Raw genomic sequence first — 24,010 nt, forward strand, 5'->3', positions numbered from 1 at the left:
CTTAGTTAACTTTAAACAGGGTTATTCCTTTATTATTGATACCAATCATTACATAAGGCTGGCCGCTGATATTCATCACCACAGCAGATTTCACATCTCCTTTCACACACAGACCTGACTGTGTCTGCGGAACATATGTAAAACCTCCTTTTCCGTCTCCCCTGAGCAGGCAACCATAGCCTGCATCAAAACTTCCCAGTTTGAGACGGTTATCACTATGATTACCCAGCAGCAACAGATCCATCTTACCGTCCTTGTCATAATCGGCCGGCAATATCTTTGATACAACAGAGAACTGCGCTTCTACGGGCAATGGGGTTGAGACGAACTTACCATTCCGATACAGGAGACAGCGGGTCTTTGTATCTGTAACCGTCAACTTACCCGCCTGATTCAATTCCTCCGCAGAAAAAATATCTTTCATAGTCGCATTGGAATAGTGACGGTAAGAGGAGAACTTACGACGCATGGGATAAATCTGATCATTCAACTCATCTCTGCTCACAAAGGGATAACTGACTCCTTCAATATAGAAATTCAAAAAAGGATCAATAGAACCGTTCTTGTCAAAATCAGCATAATACAATTCGGCCGGCTGTCTCACAGATGCGTGGATCTGTGTATTCTCACCCATATTACCGGCAATAATATCGTCATGGCCATCACCATCCACATCGGCCAGCGTCAGACCAAACCAGCAACCTCCTTCCGGCTGATCAAAATACTGTGCTGTGGCATGCTGAAAACCGTCCGTTTTATTGAGAAAAACAGTCAGTGGCATAAACTCTCCACACATAATAAGATCCTTTCGTCCATCTCCATCGATGTCTGTCCAGCGGGCATCTGTGATCATACCACTATTGGCAAAAGGAACACCGGCGCTGGTGAACTGGCCTTTCCCATTGTTTACCAACAGATAGGATGCCGGCGGTACAGGGTATTTACCGGGAATTATCCTTCCTCCTACAAACAGATCCATATCCCCATCATTGTCAAAATCGCAGGGACGTACACAGGACTTACTACTTGCACTTACATAGGGTAAAGCGCCTTTAGAGAGCATAAAATTACCTTTCCCGTTGTTGAGGTACAGTTCATCCTGTAAAGCCGGCGTATTGGGCTCAAAAAGGCTATAACCACCCTTTGCCACATAGAGATCAGGAGCCCCGTCACCATTTGCATCAAAAAAAGCTGCCGCCGCTACCTGAGAAGGGATATCTGTTCCTGACACGATCTTAGTGCCCGGCGTAAAACCACCACCTGCTTTTTGCAGGTAAATCATGGCAACCTGTTCATTATCTCCCGCGATATATAAATCTTCCAGTCCGTCTTTGTTGACGTCCGCTTTTTCAAACACAGGTCCTGTTTTCGAATACATGAACATCATCAGTAACTGGCGTTTGAAGTCATTCTCCGCAATATCGCTATGCTTGTAAGTAAAGAGGCTGTCTGCATTACGAAACCACGTGGGAACTGTCTTGTGTATTTCAGGAGCTGCATCCGGCGCATAAGCAACGGTCAGCAATTGATTGGCTGCTACATTTGTCAGGTGTTGTACTTTGTTATCAGGCCAGACGATACGCACAGAGTCTACCTGTGTATTATCTCCCAATCCAAACAATAAACGGGTAGATACCGCCGAAAGATAACCACGATTAGGATTGACCTCCTGATATTGGGTATTCCCCTTACTATACACATACACTTTGGCGCCTACGGCAACCGTATTCATACCTGTTCCTTTTAATTGCAGGGAAAGATATGCAGCGGACTTCCCCTGTTCACGACTCATGTTCCTGTACACAGCTGCCGGTTCATTGATCTTATTGATCACCAGATCAAGATCACCATCATTATCCAGATCCGCATATACTGCACCACTGGAAATACCACCGGCGTCAAACCCCCATTTCTGCTGCATGTTGGAGAAAGTAAGGTCTTTGTTGTTACGGAAAACGTAGTTCTGCAGCGATGTGGATGGCATGGCTGATACCAGATCCATCAACAGGACGGGTTCTCTGTCAATAGCCTTCTTTACTTTATAATCCCCCCAATAGCGGAGGAAATCTTTATTGGTATAGTCTCTTAAATAGCCATTGGTGACAAGAATATCCTTATACCCATCATTGTCCAGATCTGCAATGAGCGGGCACCAGCTCCAATCTGTATTAGACACACCGGCCAATTGTCCTATTTCACTGAAAGTACCATCTCCATTATTCAGTTGCAGCATATTGCGCATGTACTGCTTATACAGGTCCTGAGAAATCATCAGTTCAAAGGATTCATAATTCTCCTGTAGTTGTAATAACTTCTGTCTTTGGTTATCTTCCGGCAGCATGTCCAGTGTCATGACATCCGGCAATGCATCATTGTTAAAGTCAGCAATGTCAACGCCCATGGAAAAATGAGACAGGTGACTGAAGCAGTTGGTGGCATCTTCTGCAAAAGTACCGTCGTGTTTATTGATATATAGATAATCGCGTTCATTGTAATCATTGGTAACATAAATGTCCTGCCAGCCATCCTGATTGATATCAGAGATGGCCACACCCAATCCGAATGTCAGTGGGTTTTGTATAATACCAGCCTGTTTGCTGACTTCCGTAAAGTGATTATTATCGTTCCGGTATAGTTTATTGCCTGCAAAAGGGTCTGTTTCACTTTTGTACCGGGCAAACTCCATATTATCGATCTTGACCACATTATGATTTAACAGGAACATGTCAAGATCTCCGTCATTATCATAGTCAAAGAACACCGCATTGGTACTGTAGCCCGGATCATCCAGACCATATTCTTTTGCTTTTTCTGCGAATCTTGAATTCCCAAGATTAATAAACAGCTGGTTCCGGCGTAGTTCGTCACTCTTCTTACCGGAATAACAGACATAGATATCCAGTAATCCGTCCCCGTTTACATCTGCCATGGTTACGCCTGTTTTCCATCCCTCTGGTCTGCCTTCCAGTTCTTTTGCGGCGCTACGGGTAATGTCTGCAAAGACCATATTGCCTTTGTTCAGATAAAGTTTGTTGGGGGCCATATTGGCGGTAAAAAACAGATCCTGCAAGCCATCATTGTTGATATCACCGACGGCCACCCCTCCACCATTATAGAAATATTCATAGGCGAGTACATTCAGTTTCTCCGTTTCATTCAGCGTATTGCTGAACTTAATATTGGTAGCTTTTAGCGGCAACTGCTGAAACAAAGGTTGTTGGGCAACTGTAGCGACAGTGATGAATGTGAATAACAGCGTAAGAAAAATACCTTGTTGAATTGCGGAGCGTGGACTGCTTTGGTGTATTGCTGTGGAATAGCTTATCATTCGGGTAATTTTTTGCTGAGGGCGGTATGTAGGATAAAAGCTAATGCGACCACTAAGGGTCGCATTAGCATAAGTTCAATAGTTATATTACTGTGCATCCCACCATATCCTTGCGGTGTAGGTATCCCCACCCTGCAGGCGGCCAACGGCAGCTGCATAGTTAACAGGATTGGTTGACCCTTCGGTTGACTGATAAGCAATTCTCCTTGGTACAGTACCACCCGTGAAATTGCCTATGTAGTTAACCGGCGTCAGAACAGGATAACCAGATCTTCTCCAGTTAGTCCAGGCTTCAATGAAGTTAAATAATAAACCATTTGTGGCCCAGTATTGTTCATTGATCTGTTTCATTGATGCAGCGGTAGAACTTACATCCAGAGGATGGGCAGTCGCATAGGCGTCAGCTGTAGCAGCAGAAATAGCCGCGGCAGAGCTGAAAGTAGCCAGTGACTGTAAAGCTGCGGATACACCATTTGCATAGTGTGTAGCAGCGGACCCTGTTACAGTCCATCCGCGTACCGCTGCTTCTGCCAGCAATAATTCTGTTTCAGCATAAGTCAGTACAAACTCCGGTGCACTACGTCCCAGATAAACAGCGGTAGTAGGACGGGAATATTTACCCAGTGGATATATATCGCTTCCTGTACCGGTACTGCCGGGATAGTCTGATCTTTTGGTGATATCTGTTGTACCACCCGCCAGATCATAGCCATTAGGCATACCTACCTGCAGAGCGGGGGTCTTATTACCTGCCAGTGCACTGTTTGTACCATCTTTAAGACCAGCAGGAGGCACCTCAGATGCTACATTCAGACGAGGGTCATTGTTGGCTTTCAGGTAATCGATCAGTGGTTTGGACCATTTTACTTCTCTGTAATCTTCTACCACCAGCAGGGCACCGCTTGTGCCGTTACCATTACCGGTGGAGTTGTCTGTAGGGCAAACTGCATTATCAGAAATACCTGCAAACGTACCACCTGCTGCAGCTTTTTCAGCGTACTGACGAGCCAGAGTAGGATTTGCTTTCACAATACGCATTGCGGAACGCAGCATCAGCGAATAGCCAAACTTCTTCCATTTAGCGATGTCTCCACCGTAGAAGAGGTCTGAAGTCAGCTTATCAGCAGCCGGATCAAACGCATTAATAGCGGTTTCCAGTTCTGACAGCATAGAAGTATAAATAGACTCCTGTGTATCGTAAGCCGGTGTAAAGGAGCCGGTCTTGCCTTTCAGAGCTTCAGAATAAGGTACATCACCATAACAGTCAGTAATATGCTGTATGAGCAATATTTTCATGATCGTTCCGGCGCTTGCCAGATTGGTCAGGCCCTTTTCATTGGCCAATGTAACCATCTCATAAGCAAAGCTGGCACCTTTGTAATCATCATTCCACAACTGGTTCTGATAACCAATGATACCGGATGAAGCCACATACTTATCCCCATTACTATAGTAGTTATAAGTGGAAGACAGCAATTGTGCCCACATACTCTGGAACAGCAATTGTGCATATCCGGTATTAGCGTACTGATACTGTGACTTGGCCAACAACAGGTTCGCATTATATTTGGAACCATCTACAGCAACAGGGTCAGAGTTAATCTCATCAAAGTCATGGGTACAACCTGTCGAGAACAGTGTCAGACCCAGTGTTATATATAGCAGACCTTTTTTCATGTTCATTATTTTTTAAATTTTACGTTCACATTCACACCATAGGTACGGGTACTTGGTAAACTGGTACCTTCAATACCGGCGTAGTTGATGAGTGAAGAAAATCCGGATTCTGGGTCTATGTTGTCAGATTTACGCATGAGTGTAAGCAGATTACGCGCAACCAGTGATATACCGATAGATTCAAATGGCGTTTTACCCATTACTTTGCTACCCAGTGTATAACCGAATGTCAACTGACGCAGTTTTATGAAGTCAGCATCCAGTACACTGTTTTTAGAGATCTTATTTGCATATGCCTGATAATAAGACTGCGCATCTACTCTTGTAGCATTTTTCAATCCTGTGCTTTCGATGATACCATCTACTACGATACCTGACTCTCTGCCTTCAAGGGTTGATTTATCCAGACCACGGAATACAGCGTAGTCTTTTGTAGCAGACAGGATCTTTGCACCAAACTTACCATCGATCAGGAATGACAGATTGAAACCTTTGAAGGAGAAGTCGTTATTGATACCACCAAAGAACTTAGGCAATACGCTACCCATTGGTCTCAGCACACCATCATTGATCGGCAGACCGGAATTATCCAGCAGCACTTCACCTTTGTCGTTACGTTTGAAATCATATGCAAGGATCTGCGGACCGGCAAGACCTTTTACGAGCGCCGTATTCGCATTCAGAGGACGGTAAGTACCCAGTGTCAGGATAGTACTGCTACTATTGTCACCATAGATATCAAGAATCTTGTTCTTGATATAAGTACCATTCACAGAAGCATTCCAGGTGAAAGCAGAGCTGGATACGATTGTACCATTGATCTGTGCTTCAAAGCCAGTATTCTGGGTAGAGCCGGTCGGGAAGTAAGCTTTTTCATAACCAGTGGCCGGAGAGATCGTACCCTGTATAATCTCGTTCTTCGTCTTACGGTGGAAGTAAGCGAGGTCAACGCCCAGTCTGTTATTGAAGAATTTCAGTTCCAGACCAACTTCTGCTTCTTTCAGCGTAAATGGTTTCAGGAACAGGTTAGGCAGTGTTGAAGAGAAATCACCAGTACTGACGCCGCCAATAGTACTTCCCACGTTGTAGTAAGATTTCGTAATATAGGCATCCACCGGCTCGCCACTCGCATTTGCATAAGATGCACGTAACTTACCGTAGGTCATCTTAGGAATATTCAACAGCTCAGAGAAAATAAAGCTACCTGAAACAGATGGTACGAAGATACTTCTGTTATCAGAAGGCAGAGTTGAGTACACATCATAACGACCGGTTGTTCCAATAGTCAGGAAGCCTTTGTAAGAGAAGTCCGCAGTATAATAAGCAGACTGTGATTCTCTGGATTCATAATCATAGTTCCTGCTGAAATTGGTCACGTTGCTGTAAGAATATACATAAGGAATGATGTATTGGTTACCAGCTACACCTACCATTTCCCAGGTTCTTTTGCGCAGGTTACCACCCACAGCCACATCTACCTGCAGGTCTTCAACGATGTTCTTTTTAAAGCCGATCAGACCATCCGCGTTGAACTCAGTTGATTGTTCATTACGCAGATCCAGATCACCACTCACAGTTGTACCATTAGGCAGTGTGCTGGTTGAATAAGCAGTTCCCCATGGGGTTACTTTAAATTTGCGGTCATTGATATTATCATAACCAACGCGTCCCTGTGCATATAAGAAGTCAAAGAAATCGTAACGAACAGTCAACGCGGAGATCCAACGTCTTCTGTCAATGTTATTGATATACTGGTTTACAACAAACCATGGGTTTGTAACATAGTTATCATCTGTCCATACGATTTCACGACCATTGTTGTCAGGATTAAAACCTGGCTTCAGCAGATCTTCATTGATATTTGTGGCCAGAAAGACACCGTTGTTCGCATTCAGAGGACCATCACTCAACTGAGGGCGGTTCTGGGAGCGGTCATCTATATAGTTGACCATTGCGCTTACTTTGAGTTTGCTGGTCAGGTTCTGATCCAGGTTCAGGTTGAAAGTCTTACGTTTCAGACCACTGTTCCTTAAAACAGAATGATTATCCATGCTGGAAGCAGATACGCGGAAGGTACCTTTGTCACCACCACTGGATACTGCTATTGTATTGGTGAAGGTTGGACCCGTTCTGTAGAAACGGCTGATGTTATCATCAACAGCGGAATAAGCGTATGATTTACCATCAAACTGTGGCGTTTGTGATCCATCCAGTTTTGAACCCCAGCTCAAACGGCTGCTGGCCAGTGCATCCGTAGCGTTAGCAGGTTTTACACCATGCTGCCCCTGACCATATTCATATTGAAATTCTGTAAAGTCGATCGCTTTATCCAGCGTGTAGTTCATGTTATATTCCACCTGCATGGTTCCTTTCTTACCACTCTTGGTGGTGATGAGGATTACACCATTTGTAGCACGTGTACCATACAATGCAGATGCAGACGCACCTTTCAGTACGGTCATACTTTCGATATCGTCAGGGTTGATATTGGAGATACCATCACCATTATCAGAACCACCCCACTCACCAGCGGCACCTCTTTGCGAGTTATCCATCGGCACACCGTTGATAACATACAGCGGGCTACTGGCGCCAAAGCTGGCCATCCCTCTCAACAACACGCGTGCAGAAGAACCGGGACCACCGTTTGTACCACTTACACTCAAACCAGCCACACGACCACCGAGAGAGTAAGCCACGTTCGTTTCACGCGCCTGTGTGAGAGAAGCACCATCCACTTTGGTCACGGAGTAACCGAGTTTTTTGGATTCTTTGGAAATACCCAAAGCGGTGACTGTTACTTCACCTAACTGAGAAGAAGATTCTTCCATGGTCAGGTCAACAGAAGTCTGACCTGCAGCTACTTTAATTCCCTTTGAAGTATAACCTATCAGTGAAGTTTCAAGTGTAATTTCTCCGTCCGGTGCATTCTTCAATGTAAATGCGCCATCAGCACCGGTGATTGCAAAGATGTTCTTACCCTGTACTTTAATACTTACAGAACCCAGTGGAGCACCGGATTTTGAATCTTTGACAGTTCCCTGCAACTGCCTTGTCTGAGCCAATGCAACCGTGGAAAGAAGCATCGCAACAAACAGCAAATGTAGATGTCTCATTATCGATTTAGTTTTTGGTTAGAGAATAGACAAGTGACTGACACTTGCGGGCATAGAAGCTCTGGTCGCCGTGCGACATTGTTTCGTTTCATTGTTCGTTCAGTTAAAAATTGGTTGTCGAAAAAAAATACTTCCCCCTTATGCTAATTCATAGCAATGTTTACATTTTCATTGTCAATAAATTTTGGTCTCGCTTATGTTTTTCACAACGCTATCCACCTACCATGTTAAAAAGACACTTATTCTCTTTCAAACACATTTATTATGCCTTCCATAGCAGGCAGATAGCTGTAAACTCAGTAGAAATTTGAGATGATTAATAATTGTTCATTGTTCTAACTTCCCGTTTGCAAATCTGATTTTGGCTTTTTTGATTTGATTGCAGAAAGAAAAAAGTTCAAATAGTTAGCTGTTCAATAGTTTATTTATCTAAAGTCGCTCTATACTCTTACGAGTAAATACAATTCACTGTTACTGTTTGTTCCAAAAAATCGATAAATGACAAGTTTCTATACATGGACGGCTGTCAAACCGTGAATTTCATAACCAAATACCGCTTACGTTTTCTCGTAGTTCACGTTTCTCTCGTAGTTCACTTTCTTAGTTAACGCTCATTGTTCACTTTTATTTAACACAATGAATGTACTTAATTTTAACATTTTGTACAATAACAATTGCGTTGTACATAATTATAACCATTTGCGCGCATCACCAAATACTATTTTAACACTTATTGGTTGTATGTAAACCGTTTTAGCTTCTTGATCACAAAGGGTTTCAGGGTAAACGATTACTAATATTATTTTGCCTGAAAAAAAGACGCTGTACCGATATTCAGTACAGCGTCTTTTATACACTTATTCAGCAGACCGTATAGCCTGTATGTGTGACACTTTATTTCAGTTTATCTGCTTTAACACCCTCTTTTGTGATCTTCACAGGAACGATCAATCCGTTCTCGTCAAAATGCATTTCGTCAATACAGGTTACGCGGTTATTAGCTGCTGTTTCTGTCAGTGGACGTCTGTGATAAACAATATACCAACGGTCAGTGCCAGGTACATTGATCACAGAGTGGTGACCTGCACTCGTAGCTACAGACGTATCCTGTTGCAGGATCTTACCGATACGTTTAAAAGGACCTACCGGAGAATCAGCGATAGCGTAAGCAACGGAATATTCCGGACCTCCCCAGCCACCTTCTGACCACATGAAATAATATTTACCATTGCGGATAAACATAAACGGTCCTTCTACATAACCGGAAGGCGTTATCTCTTTAAAGGTATTACCGTCTTCAAAAGGTGTGAATCCTTTGAAGTCATTGTTCAGTTTTGCGATGTTGCAATGACGCCATCCACCATATATAATATAATACTGTCCGTCTTTATCGTGAAAAACGAATTGGTCGATTGGCTGTGCTTTGTTATAAAATTTGTCAATGAGTGGTTTCCCGATATGATCTTTATAAGGACCTCCCGGCTTGTCTGCTACTGCCACACCGATACCCCCTTCTTCATTATCACTCTGGATATCATTGGCTGCAAAGAAGAAGTAATACTTATTGTCTTTCTTTACAATAGCGGGTGCCCACATGGCCTTTTTAGCCCATTTTACGGCTGCAGTATCCAGAATGTGCGGATGTTTGGTCCATTTGATCAGGTCCCGGGAAGAAAAGGCATCAAAAAACACCTGTTTCTCATATTTGTCAGAAAATGTAGGATAAACCCAGTACTCTTTTCCCCATATAACTGCTTCAGGATCAGCATACCATCCCTGCACGATAGGGTTACCGGACGTCTTTTGCGCTGCCGCGGGTAAAGAAGCAGCTGCTGCCAGCAATAATAATGTTAAGACCTTTCTCATAATATATTTCCAGTTTGAGGCACAATATAATAATTGAGTCCCGAGGTTGTATGCACCGGCTGGCTTTCTCTGGCTAAAGCAGGCATTCCCGAGTCCCGAAATCAACATAAACGATTAACAAACAACAGCTTAAACCATCCCGAATGACTACCCCCCCTTCCGGAGGTCAGAGCATACGAATAAAACTATTAAATAATATATCCGCAAATAGTCAATCGAAAACCGCTATTCTGCCAATATGCTCATCACATCGGGCAGTTTCGATATCATTTTTTGTTCCTACTTTTACCGCAGCATTCAAACGATAGGAAATTGTCATATTCATCCTTACCAGAGGAGCGGGAATTATTACGGCAGATTGCCAGGGGTGACGAGTCTGCATATACACTTGTATTCAATCATTATAGTAAACAAGTGTTCAATGTGGCCATGCTTTATCTGAAAGACACCACACCGGCCCGGGAGGCCGTACAGGAAGTTTTTCTGAAAATATGGCTGAAAAGGGAAGCTATGTCCGATGTGGAAGACCTCACCGGCTATCTCTTCATTCTTACCCGTAATCATATATATGATAGTTTCAAAAAACAGGCAAACCTCCTGAAAGCGTTGGATAACTTCATCCAGTTACAGCCGGCAGTCATTGCAGATACCGACCATCGCTTACAGGAGCACCAATACGACCACCTCCTGAATAAAGCAGTCTCCAGCCTTCCCCCTGAACGTAAAAAGGTATATATCGCCCGTAAAGAAGGCCTGAGCAATGAAGAGATCTCCCATAAAATGAATATCTCTATTCATACTGTCAAGAAACAGATGCAACTTGCCGTACAAACTGTCAGAAGTTTTGTAAAACAGCAGCTCCATATCTGAGTGGCGCCCCTATTTCCCCCGAAAATCTGAAAATAATTCCCCCTCTCCCTCCTAAGCAACTGATAATCATCGCCAAAAAAAATTTCCACCCGAATACTCCTTTCGATTTTGACGATCGTCTTTATATCTATCAACCCAGTGCCAAACTAATCGTTTATGACAATATCCGAGATAAAGCGATTGCTAGAAAAGTATAAACGTCGTGAGATCACCCCGGAGGAACACCTGCAGCTAATGCAGGCCGTGAAGGATGACGCCTATACCGCCGCCATCAAAGCTGATATAATGGACACATTATATGGCGAAACGCCCGACATGGGGTGGGATGAAGGCCAGGCTGCCGCTATGCTGGAGGGTATTTTCAGCGAGGGGCTGGCTGAACGCCATCACCTGAGAGTGGTGAAACGCAGAAGACTGGTATATCGCTCATTAGCTGCGGCTGTGGTAGCCGGTCTGATCGCCACCGGGGTGTATTATATGTCCCTGACGGAAAAACAGGTGGCACCGGCAGTAGCAGTAAAAAAGCAACCACTGTTGCCCGGCTCAGACAAAGCTATGCTGACTTTGGCGGATGGTACAGTGATACCGCTGGACAGCGCAAAAAACGGCGCACTGGCACAACAAGGAAATACACAGATCACGAATACCAACGGCAGGCTTAGTTATAACGGAGGCGCCACAGAAGAAAAGGTGATGTACAATACCGTGGCTACACCACACGGCGGACAATACCAACTGACACTCGCCGATGGCAGCCGCGTATGGTTGAACGCGGCCAGTAGTATCAGATTCCCGACTGCCTTTACGGGTAGTGACAGGGAGGTAGAAATTACCGGCGAAGCTTATTTCGAAGTAATGCAACAGGCAGACAAGCCCTTCCATGTGAAAGTGAACGAAGTGCAGGTGAATGTGTTGGGTACAAGTTTCAATATAATGGCCTATCAGGACGAACAGGCCATCAAAACTACCCTGGTCGAAGGTGCAGTGCAATTAAAACACGGCAACGACGCCAGTTTGCTAAAACCGGGCCTTCAGGCCAGCCTGTCAGCGAAAGACGATCATTTTGTGATCTCTACTGCTGATATGGAACAGACACTTGCCTGGAAAGAGGGCAAGTTCCGCTTCAGGAATACAAATATCCGGACCATTATGCGACAACTGTCGCGCTGGTATGACATTCAGGTGAACTATCAGGGAGATGTGTCTGATATTGATCTGACAGGGGTAATATCCCGGAGAGAAGAAGCCGGCAATTTATTGACCGCGCTGGAAGCCACTCAAAGGGTACAATTCGAGGTCAACGGAAACAATGTAACCGTACGACCCTGGGGACAACGGTAAAGCCTTCTGTCAGAAGGGGACCGCATTATGTAAAAACTAAATTTTTCCAGTTATGACCACGTAAGAAATTAACGTCTGTCAAATTCCCGGTAGAAAAACCGGATTCCGACTGCCATCGGAACCCGGTACGAAATGGCTACCAATTTCCTTAACGTTTTTGAAAATCGATTATTAAGCCAAGAACACAAAAGTATGGAACTACGCGAGACCTGCAAGGCCTTTCCGAAGGAAGGCTTCTTGCACAGAAAATTATTGTTAGTTATGAAATTAACTGCTATTCTGACCCTGGTATTCTCACTCCACCTGAGCGCCAGATCTTATTCACAATCTGTTACTATTACAGGCAGACACCTCGCTCTTTACGACATATTCAACAGCATCAGCAAGCAGACCGGCTACGAGTTTGTTTATGATGAGAAAATGTTACAGGGTACAGGTACAATAGATATTAACCTGAAAGGCGCCAGCATTGCAGCAGTACTGGACAATTGCCTGAAAAACAAACCACTTTCTTATACCATCACCGACAAAATTATTGTCATCCGTCCCAGAGCAGCCCAAAAAGAAGCAGCTACCACTGCAGAACAACCTGCTGCTCAGGTTGAAGGTACTGTGGTGGATGGTGCAGGCCAGCCTTTACCTAATGTTGCCATTCAGGTAAAAGGTACTACCCGTGGTGTATTAACTGATGCAAAAGGTCACTTCTCCATTCAGGTAGAAAGCACTGATGTACTCGTGTTCAACTACGTTGGTTATGATAAAAAGGAAGTGCCTGTAGGTACCCAGACCTCCCTGCAGATCGTATTGCAGGAGTCTAACAAACAGCTGAACACAGTAGTCGTAACAGCATTGGGTGTAAAAAGAACCGAAAAATCCATCACCTATGCTACGCAGCAGGTGAGCGGTGTGGAACTGACCAAAGCTAAAGATCCAAACCTGATGAACACCCTGAACGGTAAAGTAGCCGGTCTGAATATCTCTTCCAGCTCTTCCGGTGTAGGTGGTTCTGCAAAGGTGATCCTGCGTGGTGCTAAGTCTGGTCTCGGTAGCAATCAGGCATTATATGTGATCGATGGTGTGCCGATGAACAACTCCCTCACCTCTCAGCCTAACAGCTCTTATGGTGGTAGCAGTTCATACGATGGTGGTGACCCGATCTCCAACCTGAACCCGGACGATATCGAAAGCGTATCCGTACTGAAAGGTGCGTCCGCAGCTGCGTTATATGGTAGCCAGGGTGCAAATGGTGTGGTACTGGTAACTACAAAAAGTGGTAAAGCCGGTCGTACTATTGTAAACTTCTCTTCCAGTCTGACACTGAACACGGTTGCCTACAAACCTGAATTCCAGAACAGCTATGGTCAGTCTACGCCTACCAGCACACAAAGCTGGGGTAGCAAACTGGCAGGTGGCGCACAGGACAATCTGGGTTCTTTCTTCCAGACAGGTAACAACCTGACCAACTCTATCAGCCTCTCCGGTGGTACTGATAAGATGCAGACATACTTCTCTTATGCCAATACCACTGCAAAAGGTATTGAGCCTAAAAATAAACTGTCCCGTAATAACATCAGCTTCAAAGAAACAGGCCATTTCCTGAACGATAAACTGACTGCTGAAGCAGATGTTAACTACATCACACAGACAATAGACAATACTCCTCTGAGTGGTTTCTATTTCAATCCGCTGAGTGGTCTGTATCTGTTCCCTCGTGGTAAAGACCTCGCACCGTATAAAAACGGTTTCGAAGTATTCGATCCGGCAAGACGACTGATGACACAAAACTGGGCTTTCAACGAAGACATTCAGCAGAACCCATGGTGGATCACCAACCGCAATCCAAACTCTCTTGATCGTAACCGTTTGCTGTTAAATGCAAGCCTGAAATATGAAGTAAACAAATGGCTGAATATTCAGGGCCGCGGAAGCATCGACAGAATCAATGACGTATACGAGCAGAAAGTATATGCCGGTACAGTAACAACCCTGTCTCCTGCGAATGGTGTATATATCTATAGCAATACCACTACAAGTCAGCAATATGGTGACGTACTGGCCAACTTCAACATCCCGATCGGAGACAAAATCCGCATCACGGGTGTACTGGGTGGTAGCATAAGAGACGTGGTGACCAAAGGTGATAAATATAACTCCGGCCAGGAAGGTCTGAATATTCCAAACATCTTTGTACTGCAGAACTTCAAAGCGATTAATCCGCTCAATACCGGTACCCTGCAGGAAAACCATAGCCAGGTACAGTCTGTATTCGGTAGTGCCAATATCTCTTATAAAGACTGGGCATATTTAGACCTGACTGCACGTAATGACTGGGCTTCCAATCTGGCATTCACACCATCAGGTTCTTACTTCTACCCTTCTGTAGGTCTGAACGTGATCCTGAGCTCCGTGGCAAAACTGCCTGAGTTTATCAGCTTCGCGAAAGTACGTGGTTCCTTCGCACAGGTGGGTAACTCTCCTCTGGCTTACCAGTCTAATCCAGCTGTGTATACATTCAGCGCAGGCGGCGGCTTCAGCATCAACCCATCCGCACCATTCACTGACCTGAAACCTGAAAAGACCAACTCACTGGAGTTCGGTACTGAATGGCGTTTCTTCGACAACAGACTGAGTGCTGATGTGACCTACTACAAAACAAACACAAAGAATCAGACATTACAGATAAGAGCACCTCAGGGTTCTTTCTATGATAACTTCTTTATCAATGCCGGTAACATTCAAAACCAGGGTGTGGAAGCAGTAGTACGCTACGACGTACTGCGTGACGGCAAATTCAAATGGAATACAGGTCTCAACTTTGCTACCAACCAGAACAGGATCAAAGAACTGGCTCCTAACGCACCAGAATTTACACTGAGCGGCGCATCCGGATCCAACTATGTATCCAAGTTCAAAGTAGGTGGCTCCTTCGGCGACATCTACGGTACCGTATTACAACGTGATGCACAGGGCCGTGTGATGATCGATGCAAATGGCAATCCAATCAAACAGGGTGGTGACTTCGTATATCTGGGTAACTCCAATACCAGGTGGCAGCTTGGCTGGAACAACAACCTGGAGTACAAAGACTTCACCCTGTCTTTCCTGATCGATGGCAAATTCGGTGGTAAAGTAATGTCTATCACACAATCTGTGATGGACCAGTATGGTGTATCCAAAGCAACCGGTGATGCAAGAGATGCAGGTGGTGTAGCAGTAAATGGTGTTGATCCTAACGGTAACGCAGTTTCTATGGTAGACGCACAGAAATGGTATTCTTCTGTAGGTGGTCGTGAAGCGGCTTCCGGTGAATACATTTATAGCGCAACCACCGTACGTCTGCGTGAAGTTGCACTGGGTTACACAATTCCTGTAAAAGGCACAAGCTTCATCAGAGCGATGAAACTGTCCCTGACAGGTCGTAACCTGCTGTACTTCTCCAAGAAAGCACCATTCGATCCTGAGCTGACAATGTCAACTGCCAACGGCCTGTCTGGTGTGGATATCTTCATGCCGCCAGCAACCCGTAACTACGGTCTGACTCTGAATGCCACCTTCTAATCATTGTTGCCACTAAAATGAAAAAAATGAAACGCTACTATAAAAAAAGCATGTGTGTGATCGCAGCAGCTGTATTGCTCGGCGCAAGCGCATGTACCAAGAACTTCGAATTATACAACACAGATAATACCGGTATCTCTCCTGACGATCTGAAAGGAGATTTTAATGACGTTGGCGCCTTCCTGACAAGGGCACAGCGTTCCATTATCAACTTCTCAGATGGTGGAGATCCAAACTCTTATCAGTTACAACAAAATCTGAATGCAGACTGCTATTCAGGTTACTTTATGTCTCCGAATCCATTTAACGGCGGACAAAACAACCTCTCCTACTCCCTCATCAGCGGCTGGAACGGCGAACCATTCAAGGTAGGTTACCTGAATATCATGTCATCCGTTAACAGACTGCGTGTAAATGGAGTAAACACCTCTTACCCTGCAGTATGGGGCATCGCCCAGATACTGCAGGTGGCAGGTATGAGCCGTATTACTGACATCTACGGTCCTATTCCTTACAGCCAGGTAGGTACAAGCAAAAGCGCTATTCCTTATGACAGTCAGGAAGACGTATACAAACGTTTCTTCCTTGAACTGGATAGCGCAAATATCAATCTGCGTAATCAGATCAATCATGTAACTGATTCACTGCCTTTCGATTTTGCAAAATTTGATCTGGTATACGACGGTGACTTCTCCAGATGGTTACAGTTCAGCAACAGCTTACGCCTTCGCCTTGCGATGCACATTGTAAAAGTTGCACCAGCAGTGGCAAAAGAACAGGCTGAAAAAGCAATGGATCCTGCTAACGGAGGATTGATCACTTCGAATACCGGCAACATGAAAGTAAAAGTAGCCGGCTCCGGTTTCAGTAACCCATTGGTGTTTATTGCACTAAACTGGGCAGATATCCGTATCGGTGCATCTATCCAAAGCTACATGACCGGCTATGCTGATCCTCGTATCAGCAAATATTTCGACATGTCTACAGATACCACTTTCTCTTCCAGATATCAGGGTATCCGTATCGGTTCTGTAGGCGGTAACGCAGCTAAAGGAGACTATACCGGTTATTCCAATCTGGATGTAACAGGTACGAACCCTTCATTTACCCTGACAACACCGACACAGGTAATGACAGCAGCAGAAGTATACTTCCTGCGGGCAGAAGCTTCCCTGCGTGGTTGGGCAAATGCCGGCGGATCTGTACAGACATTATATGAACAGGGTATCAACACTTCCATGGAACAATGGAATGTAAATGCCGGTACTTATGTAAATGACAATACACACAAGCCTGCTGGTTTTACAGATCCGAAGAACAGTGCTGCCAATGCGCCTGCTCCTTCTGAGATCACTGTGAAATGGGACGATGGTGCACTGGAAGCGGTTAAAATGGAACGTATCATCACCCAGAAATGGATTGCGATGTTCCCTGAAGGGCAGGAAGCATGGACCGAGTTCCGTCGTACCGGTTATCCAAAACTGTTCCCTGTTGTGAACAACTTCAGTGGTGGTGTAATTAACTCAACCACTCAGATCAGACGTTTACCTTTCCCACAAAACGAATATAACACCAACAACCCGGAAGTACAGAAAGCAATTACTCTGCTGAACGGTCCCGATAATGGTGCTACAAGAGTATGGTGGGATGTACAATAGTTTACCGATAACGCTTGGACGTTAGGATTGTCAAAAAGTGAAAGTTTAGTTTTAAACGGAAACCATCAGTTGAGTTGAAGAATAACTGACTGGATTAAAGAGTGATGACAAAAGGCCCGCCATATGGCGGGCCTTTTGTATGTATGATGTTGTCCACTATTTAGTCAACGATCAAAGTGGCAATAGAGTGCGGCAGACTGTTTGCAGCAGCTGCTTCGCCTTTTATCCACAGTTTGTAAGGGATCTCCTTATCAGAAAGGTTCAGCACAACAACCGCCAGTTTACCATCTTTATTGATAAAAGCAGTCGTTTGCAGATCTGTTCTGTTAGAAGAAGCGATTACACGTTTAGCACCCGGACGGATGAATTTGGAGAAATGACCGAGGTAATAATAAGCGTTGGTGTAGATCAGTTCTCCGGTTTTTGTATCTGCATGTACAGGCGCAAAACAGAAGTTACCGACGTGATTAGGACCACCATTCTCATCCAGCAGAATATTCCAGTCAGTCCATGCAACAGTACCATTGTTGAAATCATTCACCAGCGAAAGACCATAGCGCTCTCCAAGGAACCATTCATTGATACGATTGTATTTGAAAGCCTCTACACAACCTTCTGTAAAGACAAGGTTCTTACCCGGGAATGTCTCTGCTACGCGACGTACGTTGTCAAACATCATGGAACTGCCGGTCCATGTTTCATACCAATGATAACCGATACCCCATACATACTTTGCAGCTGCAGGATCTTCCAGAATGGTACTGGCACGCTGATATACCTGATCACGGTTATGATCCCATGCGATCAGTTTTTTAGCAGCCATACCCTGTTTCTGTAAGGTGGGTCCAAGGTAACGTTTGATGAAATCTCTTTCTTCTTCAGCAGAATAATTACAGGATTCCCATTTCTGTACAGCCATTGGTTCATTCTGCACGGTCAGGCCCCATACAGGAATACCCTGTGCCTCATAAGCTTTGATAAATTTCACATAGAAGTTGGCCCATGACTGGTAATACTTCGCTAACAGTTTACCGCCATGCAGCATGTCGTTGTTGTCCTTCATCCAGGCCGGAGGGCTCCATGGGCTTGCATACAATGGTATCTTTCCACCTGCAGCGCCTATTACCGCCTTAATAAAAGGGATACGGTACTGCTGGTCATGTTCAATACTAAATGTTTTCAACAGGCTGTCATTCTCCTTTACATAGCTGTAAGAACCGCTGGAGAAGTCGCAGCTCTGAATATTGGTTCTGGCCAAAGTATAACCGATACCATTCACGGGATCGTAATAAGCCTTCAGCAGTTCCTGTTGTTTCTCTTTCGGGAGCTTTGCCCATACTTCTGCAGAAGCATCTGTAAGAGCACCACCGATACCTGTCAGTGTCTGGAAACTCTTCGCCGGATCTACAAAGATGCAGACTTCTGTCTCCAGTGGCTGCTTCATTGGTGCAAAAGACAGCGTAGCTGTTTCTGACAAGCGAAGTTTGGTATTCTCAGCGGTCGTGTAAACCGTCACACCTTTGCGGAGAGTGGAATCTTTCCTGTTACTCAGGGCCTCACTTTTTGCATAGCCGGTATATGCTACCAGCAAAAAGCCCATTAAAGCATACTTTCTCATCTATGAATACTGAATTATTATGTTACCAGATATAAGTAGCTACCGCACCATTGGTCAGGGAAGTAGTTACGACTTTACCGTTGTACTGGATATTAAACGTCTGCGGCGTAGACCCGCTATTCACCACGATCAGTGCATGCTTGCCATCAGGTGTTTTGAACGCTACGTTGTCCAGCTGACTGGTAATATTGGAAGCGATCCTGACAGCACCCGGACGTACAAATTTAGACGCATGTCCGATGATATAATATGCAACGTTACGAATTACTCCTGAACCAATTGTCAGCGCGCCCAGACAGGTTGTACAACCACCGTCTGTATGCGGACCATAATTAGCGTCAGCAGCCAGATTCCATTCCAGTACATTACGGCTCCAGTTACGGGTAGCACCGACAATCAGGGTACTCACATGCCATTGCAGGTCATTGCCGAAGTTGCCGGGACCACCTACCCACTGTTCAGTGAAGTAGATATTTTTCTCCGGATAAGCATCATGCAACTGTGTCAGCGCCGTGATACTACCACCATAAAGATGGAAAGCCGAACCGTCTACATAAGGATATGCAGCAGCGTCACCAAGTATGGCAGCCGGGTATTCAGGTTTATCTGCATTGTGATCATATACAATGATTTTAGTGGTCAGCCCTGCAGCTTTAAAGGCTGGTCCGAGGTGATTCTTTACAAAATCAGCCTGTTCGTTGGCCTGCATTACCATGCTTGGATTATTACCTCCATGCAAAGGCTCATTCTGCGGGGTGATGGCATCAATAGTGATACCTTCGGCCTTCATGGCCTGAATGTATTTCACGAAATATTTAGCGTAGGCGGCATAGTATTCCGGCTTCAGACTACCACCTTTAGAGGCATTGTTAGTCTTCATCCAGGAAGGCGCGGACCATGGAGAACCCAGTATTTTAATGTTGGGAGAAAGGGCCACTACTTTCTTCAGAATGGGCAGCAGGTCTTTTCTTTCCTTCTCTATACTGAATTTCGTCATGTCCACATCCGTTTGACCGGCCGGCAGATCGTTATAGGTAAACGGCGCCACACTCAGATCGGAGGCGCCAATGCTCACGCGCAGGTAGCTCACACCCAGATGCGCTGTATCAGGCAGGAATAATTCTTTCAGCAATGCATCCTGTGCATCAGCTGGCAGTGTATTGATCAACATGGCACTACCGTCGGTCAGACAGTAACCAAAGCCATCTATTGACTGATAAGTTTGAGAGGGATCCACTTTAATGGTAGGATATACATTCAGCGTATCCTTAAAAAGCAGACTGACTTTTTGCTGCTTCAGGAGTACGGATCTATCTCCTTTTGTCAGCCACATCAATACATCAGTTGTGTCTTTTTCTACAGTTGGATCTATAGGTCTGATCGGGTTTTCGTTACCATTATCCTTACAACCGGCAAAAGCGATCATCCCTGACAACAGCAAAGCCGTCAGGCTGATACGGGTTTTATATTGCAATATCATTTTTCAATCATTTTATAAACACGGACATAATCAACATCCATGGTAACGGGATAAATAGAATCATCCATACCCTGTGCACCACCCCAGTCACCACCAACGGCGATGTTGAGCAACAGATGGAATTTCTTGTCGAAAGGCCACACGGTATATCCTTTTCCTTCATTTACAAATTTGAAGATCAACTGGTTGTCGATATATCCGCTAATGGCATAAGGCGTCCAGTCAATGCGATACAAATGATATTCTGTCGTTGCGTTCGCTATTTTCTTTGTGGCTGTTTTCTGTGTACCTATTTTGAAGTAATAGGCTTCCGTATGTGTAGTGATGTGGATAACATCAGGATCATATCCTACATGTTCCATGATATCGATTTCACCTGATTTCGGCCAGTCGCCATATGCCCAGTCGGTAGGCAACATCCAGATAGCAGGCCATGTACCTTTACCGGCAGGCAGCTTTGCTTTGATCTCAAAACGTCCATATAGGAAGTCTCCTTTCCCTCTGGTTACCAGACGGGCAGAAGTATAATTACGGTTCTCCTTTGCTTCTTTTTTGGCAGTAATGGTGAGTTTGCCATTAGCTACCGATGCGTTATCAAGACTGTTGGTATAGTATTCCAGTTCATTGTTCCCCCATCCGCCACCGCCGAGGTCATAACCCCATTTGGTATTATCGGGTAGTCCGGTATAATCAAATTCATCCGCCCATACGGGAGTTGTTTCAAATGTCCAGCCTTTGTCAACAGGTCCTTGCGGCCTGACAGGATCAGGCGAACTTCCACCACCGTCTCCTTTTCCCGAGCAGGAAAGTATATTGATGCCCAATAGAATAAAAGGGAGATATTTCAGTCTTTTCATAAACGCGATTTTAAAAAAATCAGGAATCAGGAATTAACGACTAAGAATTGGTTAGCCATACAGTTATTATATAAGGCTATCTGAGCAAATTTCGTTGCTTAAACTAAGCAGACATTTACTAAATATTGCTCGCTTTTCCGGTTCTTAATTGCTAATTCTTAATTCCTGATTCCTGATTAAATTATATTTCTTCCAGGAACTTTACATCGTCGAATACAACACCACCAGTGCCCAGTGTACCACCAGCACTACCAGCTTTAACAACGATATAGATATCTCCTGTTTTAGTAAACGACATAACACCGTTTTTGTTCTTACCGGTACCATCACAACCGATAGTAGACAGGTCGCCGGCAAATTTTACAGCGCCGCAACCAGACCATGTATTCAGGGAAATGTATTTGTTTCCGCTGTAGTCTGAACCTTGTTTAGGTACTGCTGTGTCGATGTATATCTCAAACCAGGAATTGCTGGCACCATTGCCACTTACCTGTGCTGAGAAAATGTATGACTTACCAGCTACTACGCTTACTTTCTGATAGATAGCACCGTTAGAATCACCGGTATTACTAAAATGCATTGCGCCATTTTCAATTTTTATAGCTGTTTGCGTTCCCCCTGTGTTCAGCAAAGTCCAGAATTGCTCACTACCAGTTGCCATATCGCCACCTTTCAGGATATCGCGGGTCTGCGCATTTTGTGCAATGGTTACTTTTTTCACCGCTTTGGCATAACCACCGTTGGTAAAAACCGTGAACTGGATCGTATATTCTCCCTTCTGGAAATAGCTCAGTGTATCTCTCTCGCGGGTAGATTTATGTCCATTGTCATCGCTGTATTCAAACAGGAATCCACCTGGAGTAGTGTTTGCTACGACTATTTTATTTGCATTACCTGCCAGAGGTTCTGCGGTAAAACTGGCAGTTGGTAAAGGACCCAGTGCCTTGTCAGATGACTCTGGCGTGCAGGCTGAAACAGCGCCGGCCAGCAGAGCTGCCATTGCTATTGTACGTGTATTTCTGATATAGTGAAAGTTCATTGTATGCTGTTTGTTAAATCATGAATGCTGTATACCCCTTGATTATTTCCACTCGGCGCTCTGCTCGATCTTGGTGTTTTCCATTTCTAATAATGGAATTGGAAGAATTTCGTTTTTACCGGCTACGAAACCACGGCCACCCAATGCAGCAGCAGCTCTCTTGGTACGTACCAGGTCAAACCAGCGATGACCTTCACCAGCCAGTTCAAGACGTCTTTCTTTGAAGATGTTGTCGTCAGTAGCCTCAATCGGATTCAGACCTACACGATGACGCACAGCGTTCAACAGTGCATATGCACGTGTACCTGCGGCACCGCTTTGACCACTTTTAACCAGTGCTTCTGCTTCCATCAGATATGTATCTGCCAGACGGATCTCATACAGGTTCTGTGGATAATTCAGTTCTTTGTTACCCGGACCCTGAGACTGATCACCGATTTTTGCAGCAAATTTGTTCAGGAAATAACCGGTGTTATCATGACCCGGTGCATAATCTGCAATACCAGCTGCTTTCAGGCTATCCATATCCAGAATAGTTGCGCTGAAGCGTGGATCGCCATGTAATGCGTTGTACAGACTTTCAGTTACCACAAGGAAGCTCCAGCCGGAAACCATATCAGGAGCTGTTGGATTTAATACTTTATAACCTCTTGGGCCTACCATGATGTTCAGCACGTTACCTTCAGTACATGCCACACAATCCCAGTTACCACCTGAATTGGAGCTATAGGCAGCTTCGAGAATAGATTCAGAATTGAATTTATTAGTGCTGAATTTCCAGAGATCTTCAAACTTGTCCATCAGTTTGTAACCATATTTTGCACTTGTCTGACCCGGAGTAGCACCATTTACTTCAGCAAATTCTGCTGCAGATTCTGCCCATTTCTCCTGCCACAGGTAAACTTTACCTAACAGTGCGTGTGCAGCTCCTCTTGTAGCACGGCCTCCTTCAGAACCTGCCGGTACCTGATCAGGGAAATTAGGCTCAGCGATAGCTGCTTTCAGATCTTCAATGATCTGGTTGTATACATCAGCCGGAGGCGCCTGCAGCACATCATACATTTCAGATGTAGATACAGGTTTTGTCAGCAGCGGAATATTCTTGAATAAGCGTACCAGATCAAAATAGAAGAACGCACGCAGGAATTTACATTCTGCTTCAAAACGTTTCTTCAGATTTTCGTCCATAGGGATATCAGGCAGCTTGCCCAACAGGGTATTCGCACGGAAGATACCGGCATAACCCTTTTTCCACAATTCTTCCTGTGGACCCTGTGCAGGGGTCATTGTATAGTTTGTGAACACCTGAAAGGCAGACACGTCGTTAGGGCCACCACCGCCGGCCAGATGGTCATCAGAACCAGCATCCAATGCTCCTACTTTGGTGACATAGCCACCACCCTGCCAGCCTACTACATCATATACTGCAATCAGACCATTAAAAGCTTCTGTTGCGTTACGGTAATAGTTGGCCTCCAGATCAGTACCTTTTGGTTTTACTTCGAGAAAGCTATCGCGGCAACCGCTGGCCAGTTGTAAACCCAGGGCCATTGCGATGATATATGGAATTTGTCTTGTTTTCATTTTGTAATCAGCTTTTAA

General features: G+C 44.8%; 13 protein-coding genes. 4 read left to right on the forward strand and 9 right to left on the reverse strand.

Annotated elements, in window-relative coordinates; all coding sequences use genetic code 11:
- Nucleotide 1: 1 nt before the first annotated feature.
- The 4 genes from FEF09_RS23040 to FEF09_RS23055 form a co-directional block, all read right to left on the reverse strand.
- Nucleotides 2-3,328, reverse strand: coding sequence for a VCBS repeat-containing protein (locus FEF09_RS23040; RefSeq protein ID WP_186774473.1), 3,327 nt, complete (start codon nucleotides 3,326-3,328; stop codon nucleotides 2-4).
- 87 nt (nucleotides 3,329-3,415) lie between these two features.
- Nucleotides 3,416-5,005: a SusD/RagB family nutrient-binding outer membrane lipoprotein gene (locus FEF09_RS23045; protein ID WP_186774474.1), complete on the reverse strand. Its 1,590-nt coding sequence runs from the start codon at nucleotides 5,003-5,005 to the stop codon at nucleotides 3,416-3,418.
- A gap of 5 nt (nucleotides 5,006-5,010) precedes the next feature.
- Nucleotides 5,011-8,121 carry a SusC/RagA family TonB-linked outer membrane protein gene (locus tag FEF09_RS23050; protein WP_146307291.1) on the reverse strand — a complete coding sequence of 1,037 codons (3,111 nt, stop codon included), beginning with the start codon at nucleotides 8,119-8,121 and terminating at the stop codon, nucleotides 5,011-5,013.
- An 894-nt stretch (nucleotides 8,122-9,015) separates the two neighbouring features.
- Nucleotides 9,016-9,987, reverse strand: coding sequence for a glycoside hydrolase family 43 protein (locus FEF09_RS23055; RefSeq protein ID WP_146307292.1), 972 nt, complete (start codon nucleotides 9,985-9,987; stop codon nucleotides 9,016-9,018).
- A gap of 312 nt (nucleotides 9,988-10,299) precedes the next feature.
- Here FEF09_RS23055 and FEF09_RS23060 point away from each other — a divergent pair, with 312 nt between their 5' ends.
- The 4 genes from FEF09_RS23060 (at nucleotide 10,300) to FEF09_RS23075 (ending at nucleotide 17,414) form a co-directional block, all read left to right on the forward strand.
- Nucleotides 10,300-10,857 carry an RNA polymerase sigma factor gene (locus tag FEF09_RS23060; RefSeq protein WP_186774475.1) on the forward strand — a complete coding sequence of 186 codons (558 nt, stop codon included), beginning with the start codon at nucleotides 10,300-10,302 and terminating at the stop codon, nucleotides 10,855-10,857.
- A 156-nt stretch (nucleotides 10,858-11,013) separates the two neighbouring features.
- Complete coding sequence (locus FEF09_RS23065) at nucleotides 11,014-12,198, forward strand: FecR family protein (protein WP_146307294.1); 1,185 nt, start codon at nucleotides 11,014-11,016, stop codon at nucleotides 12,196-12,198.
- A 261-nt stretch (nucleotides 12,199-12,459) separates the two neighbouring features.
- Entirely contained in the window at nucleotides 12,460-15,756 is a 3,297-nt protein-coding gene (locus FEF09_RS23070; protein WP_146307295.1) for a SusC/RagA family TonB-linked outer membrane protein, read from the forward strand.
- Between the two features lie 26 nt (nucleotides 15,757-15,782).
- Nucleotides 15,783-17,414: a RagB/SusD family nutrient uptake outer membrane protein gene (locus tag FEF09_RS23075; RefSeq protein WP_186774476.1), complete on the forward strand. Its 1,632-nt coding sequence runs from the start codon at nucleotides 15,783-15,785 to the stop codon at nucleotides 17,412-17,414.
- 160 nt (nucleotides 17,415-17,574) lie between these two features.
- Here FEF09_RS23075 and FEF09_RS23080 read toward each other — a convergent pair whose 3' ends face one another.
- The 5 genes from FEF09_RS23080 to FEF09_RS23100 all read right to left on the reverse strand — a co-directional run bounded on the left by FEF09_RS23080 (nucleotide 17,575) and on the right by FEF09_RS23100 (nucleotide 23,992).
- Nucleotides 17,575-19,032, reverse strand: a complete 1,458-nt coding sequence (locus FEF09_RS23080) for a glycoside hydrolase family 30 protein (RefSeq protein ID WP_146307297.1) — start codon at nucleotides 19,030-19,032, stop codon at nucleotides 17,575-17,577.
- Between the two features lie 22 nt (nucleotides 19,033-19,054).
- Nucleotides 19,055-20,512, reverse strand: a complete 1,458-nt coding sequence (locus FEF09_RS23085; protein ID WP_146307298.1) for a glycoside hydrolase family 30 protein — start codon at nucleotides 20,510-20,512, stop codon at nucleotides 19,055-19,057.
- Complete coding sequence (locus FEF09_RS23090) at nucleotides 20,509-21,369, reverse strand: glycoside hydrolase family 16 protein (RefSeq protein ID WP_146307299.1); 861 nt, start codon at nucleotides 21,367-21,369, stop codon at nucleotides 20,509-20,511. The genes FEF09_RS23085 and FEF09_RS23090 overlap by 4 nt, the downstream gene beginning before the upstream one ends.
- Nucleotides 21,370-21,550: 181 nt before the next feature.
- Nucleotides 21,551-22,408, reverse strand: coding sequence for a hypothetical protein (locus FEF09_RS23095; protein ID WP_146307300.1), 858 nt, complete (start codon nucleotides 22,406-22,408; stop codon nucleotides 21,551-21,553).
- A gap of 42 nt (nucleotides 22,409-22,450) precedes the next feature.
- The gene (locus FEF09_RS23100; RefSeq protein ID WP_146307301.1) at nucleotides 22,451-23,992 is read right to left on the reverse strand and encodes a RagB/SusD family nutrient uptake outer membrane protein; all 1,542 of its coding nucleotides are present in this window, start codon (nucleotides 23,990-23,992) and stop codon (nucleotides 22,451-22,453) included.
- Nucleotides 23,993-24,010 lie beyond the last annotated feature (18 nt).

The organism is Chitinophaga pinensis, from assembly GCF_007896845.1.
In the GTDB taxonomy this organism is placed as follows: domain Bacteria; phylum Bacteroidota; class Bacteroidia; order Chitinophagales; family Chitinophagaceae; genus Chitinophaga; species Chitinophaga pinensis_C.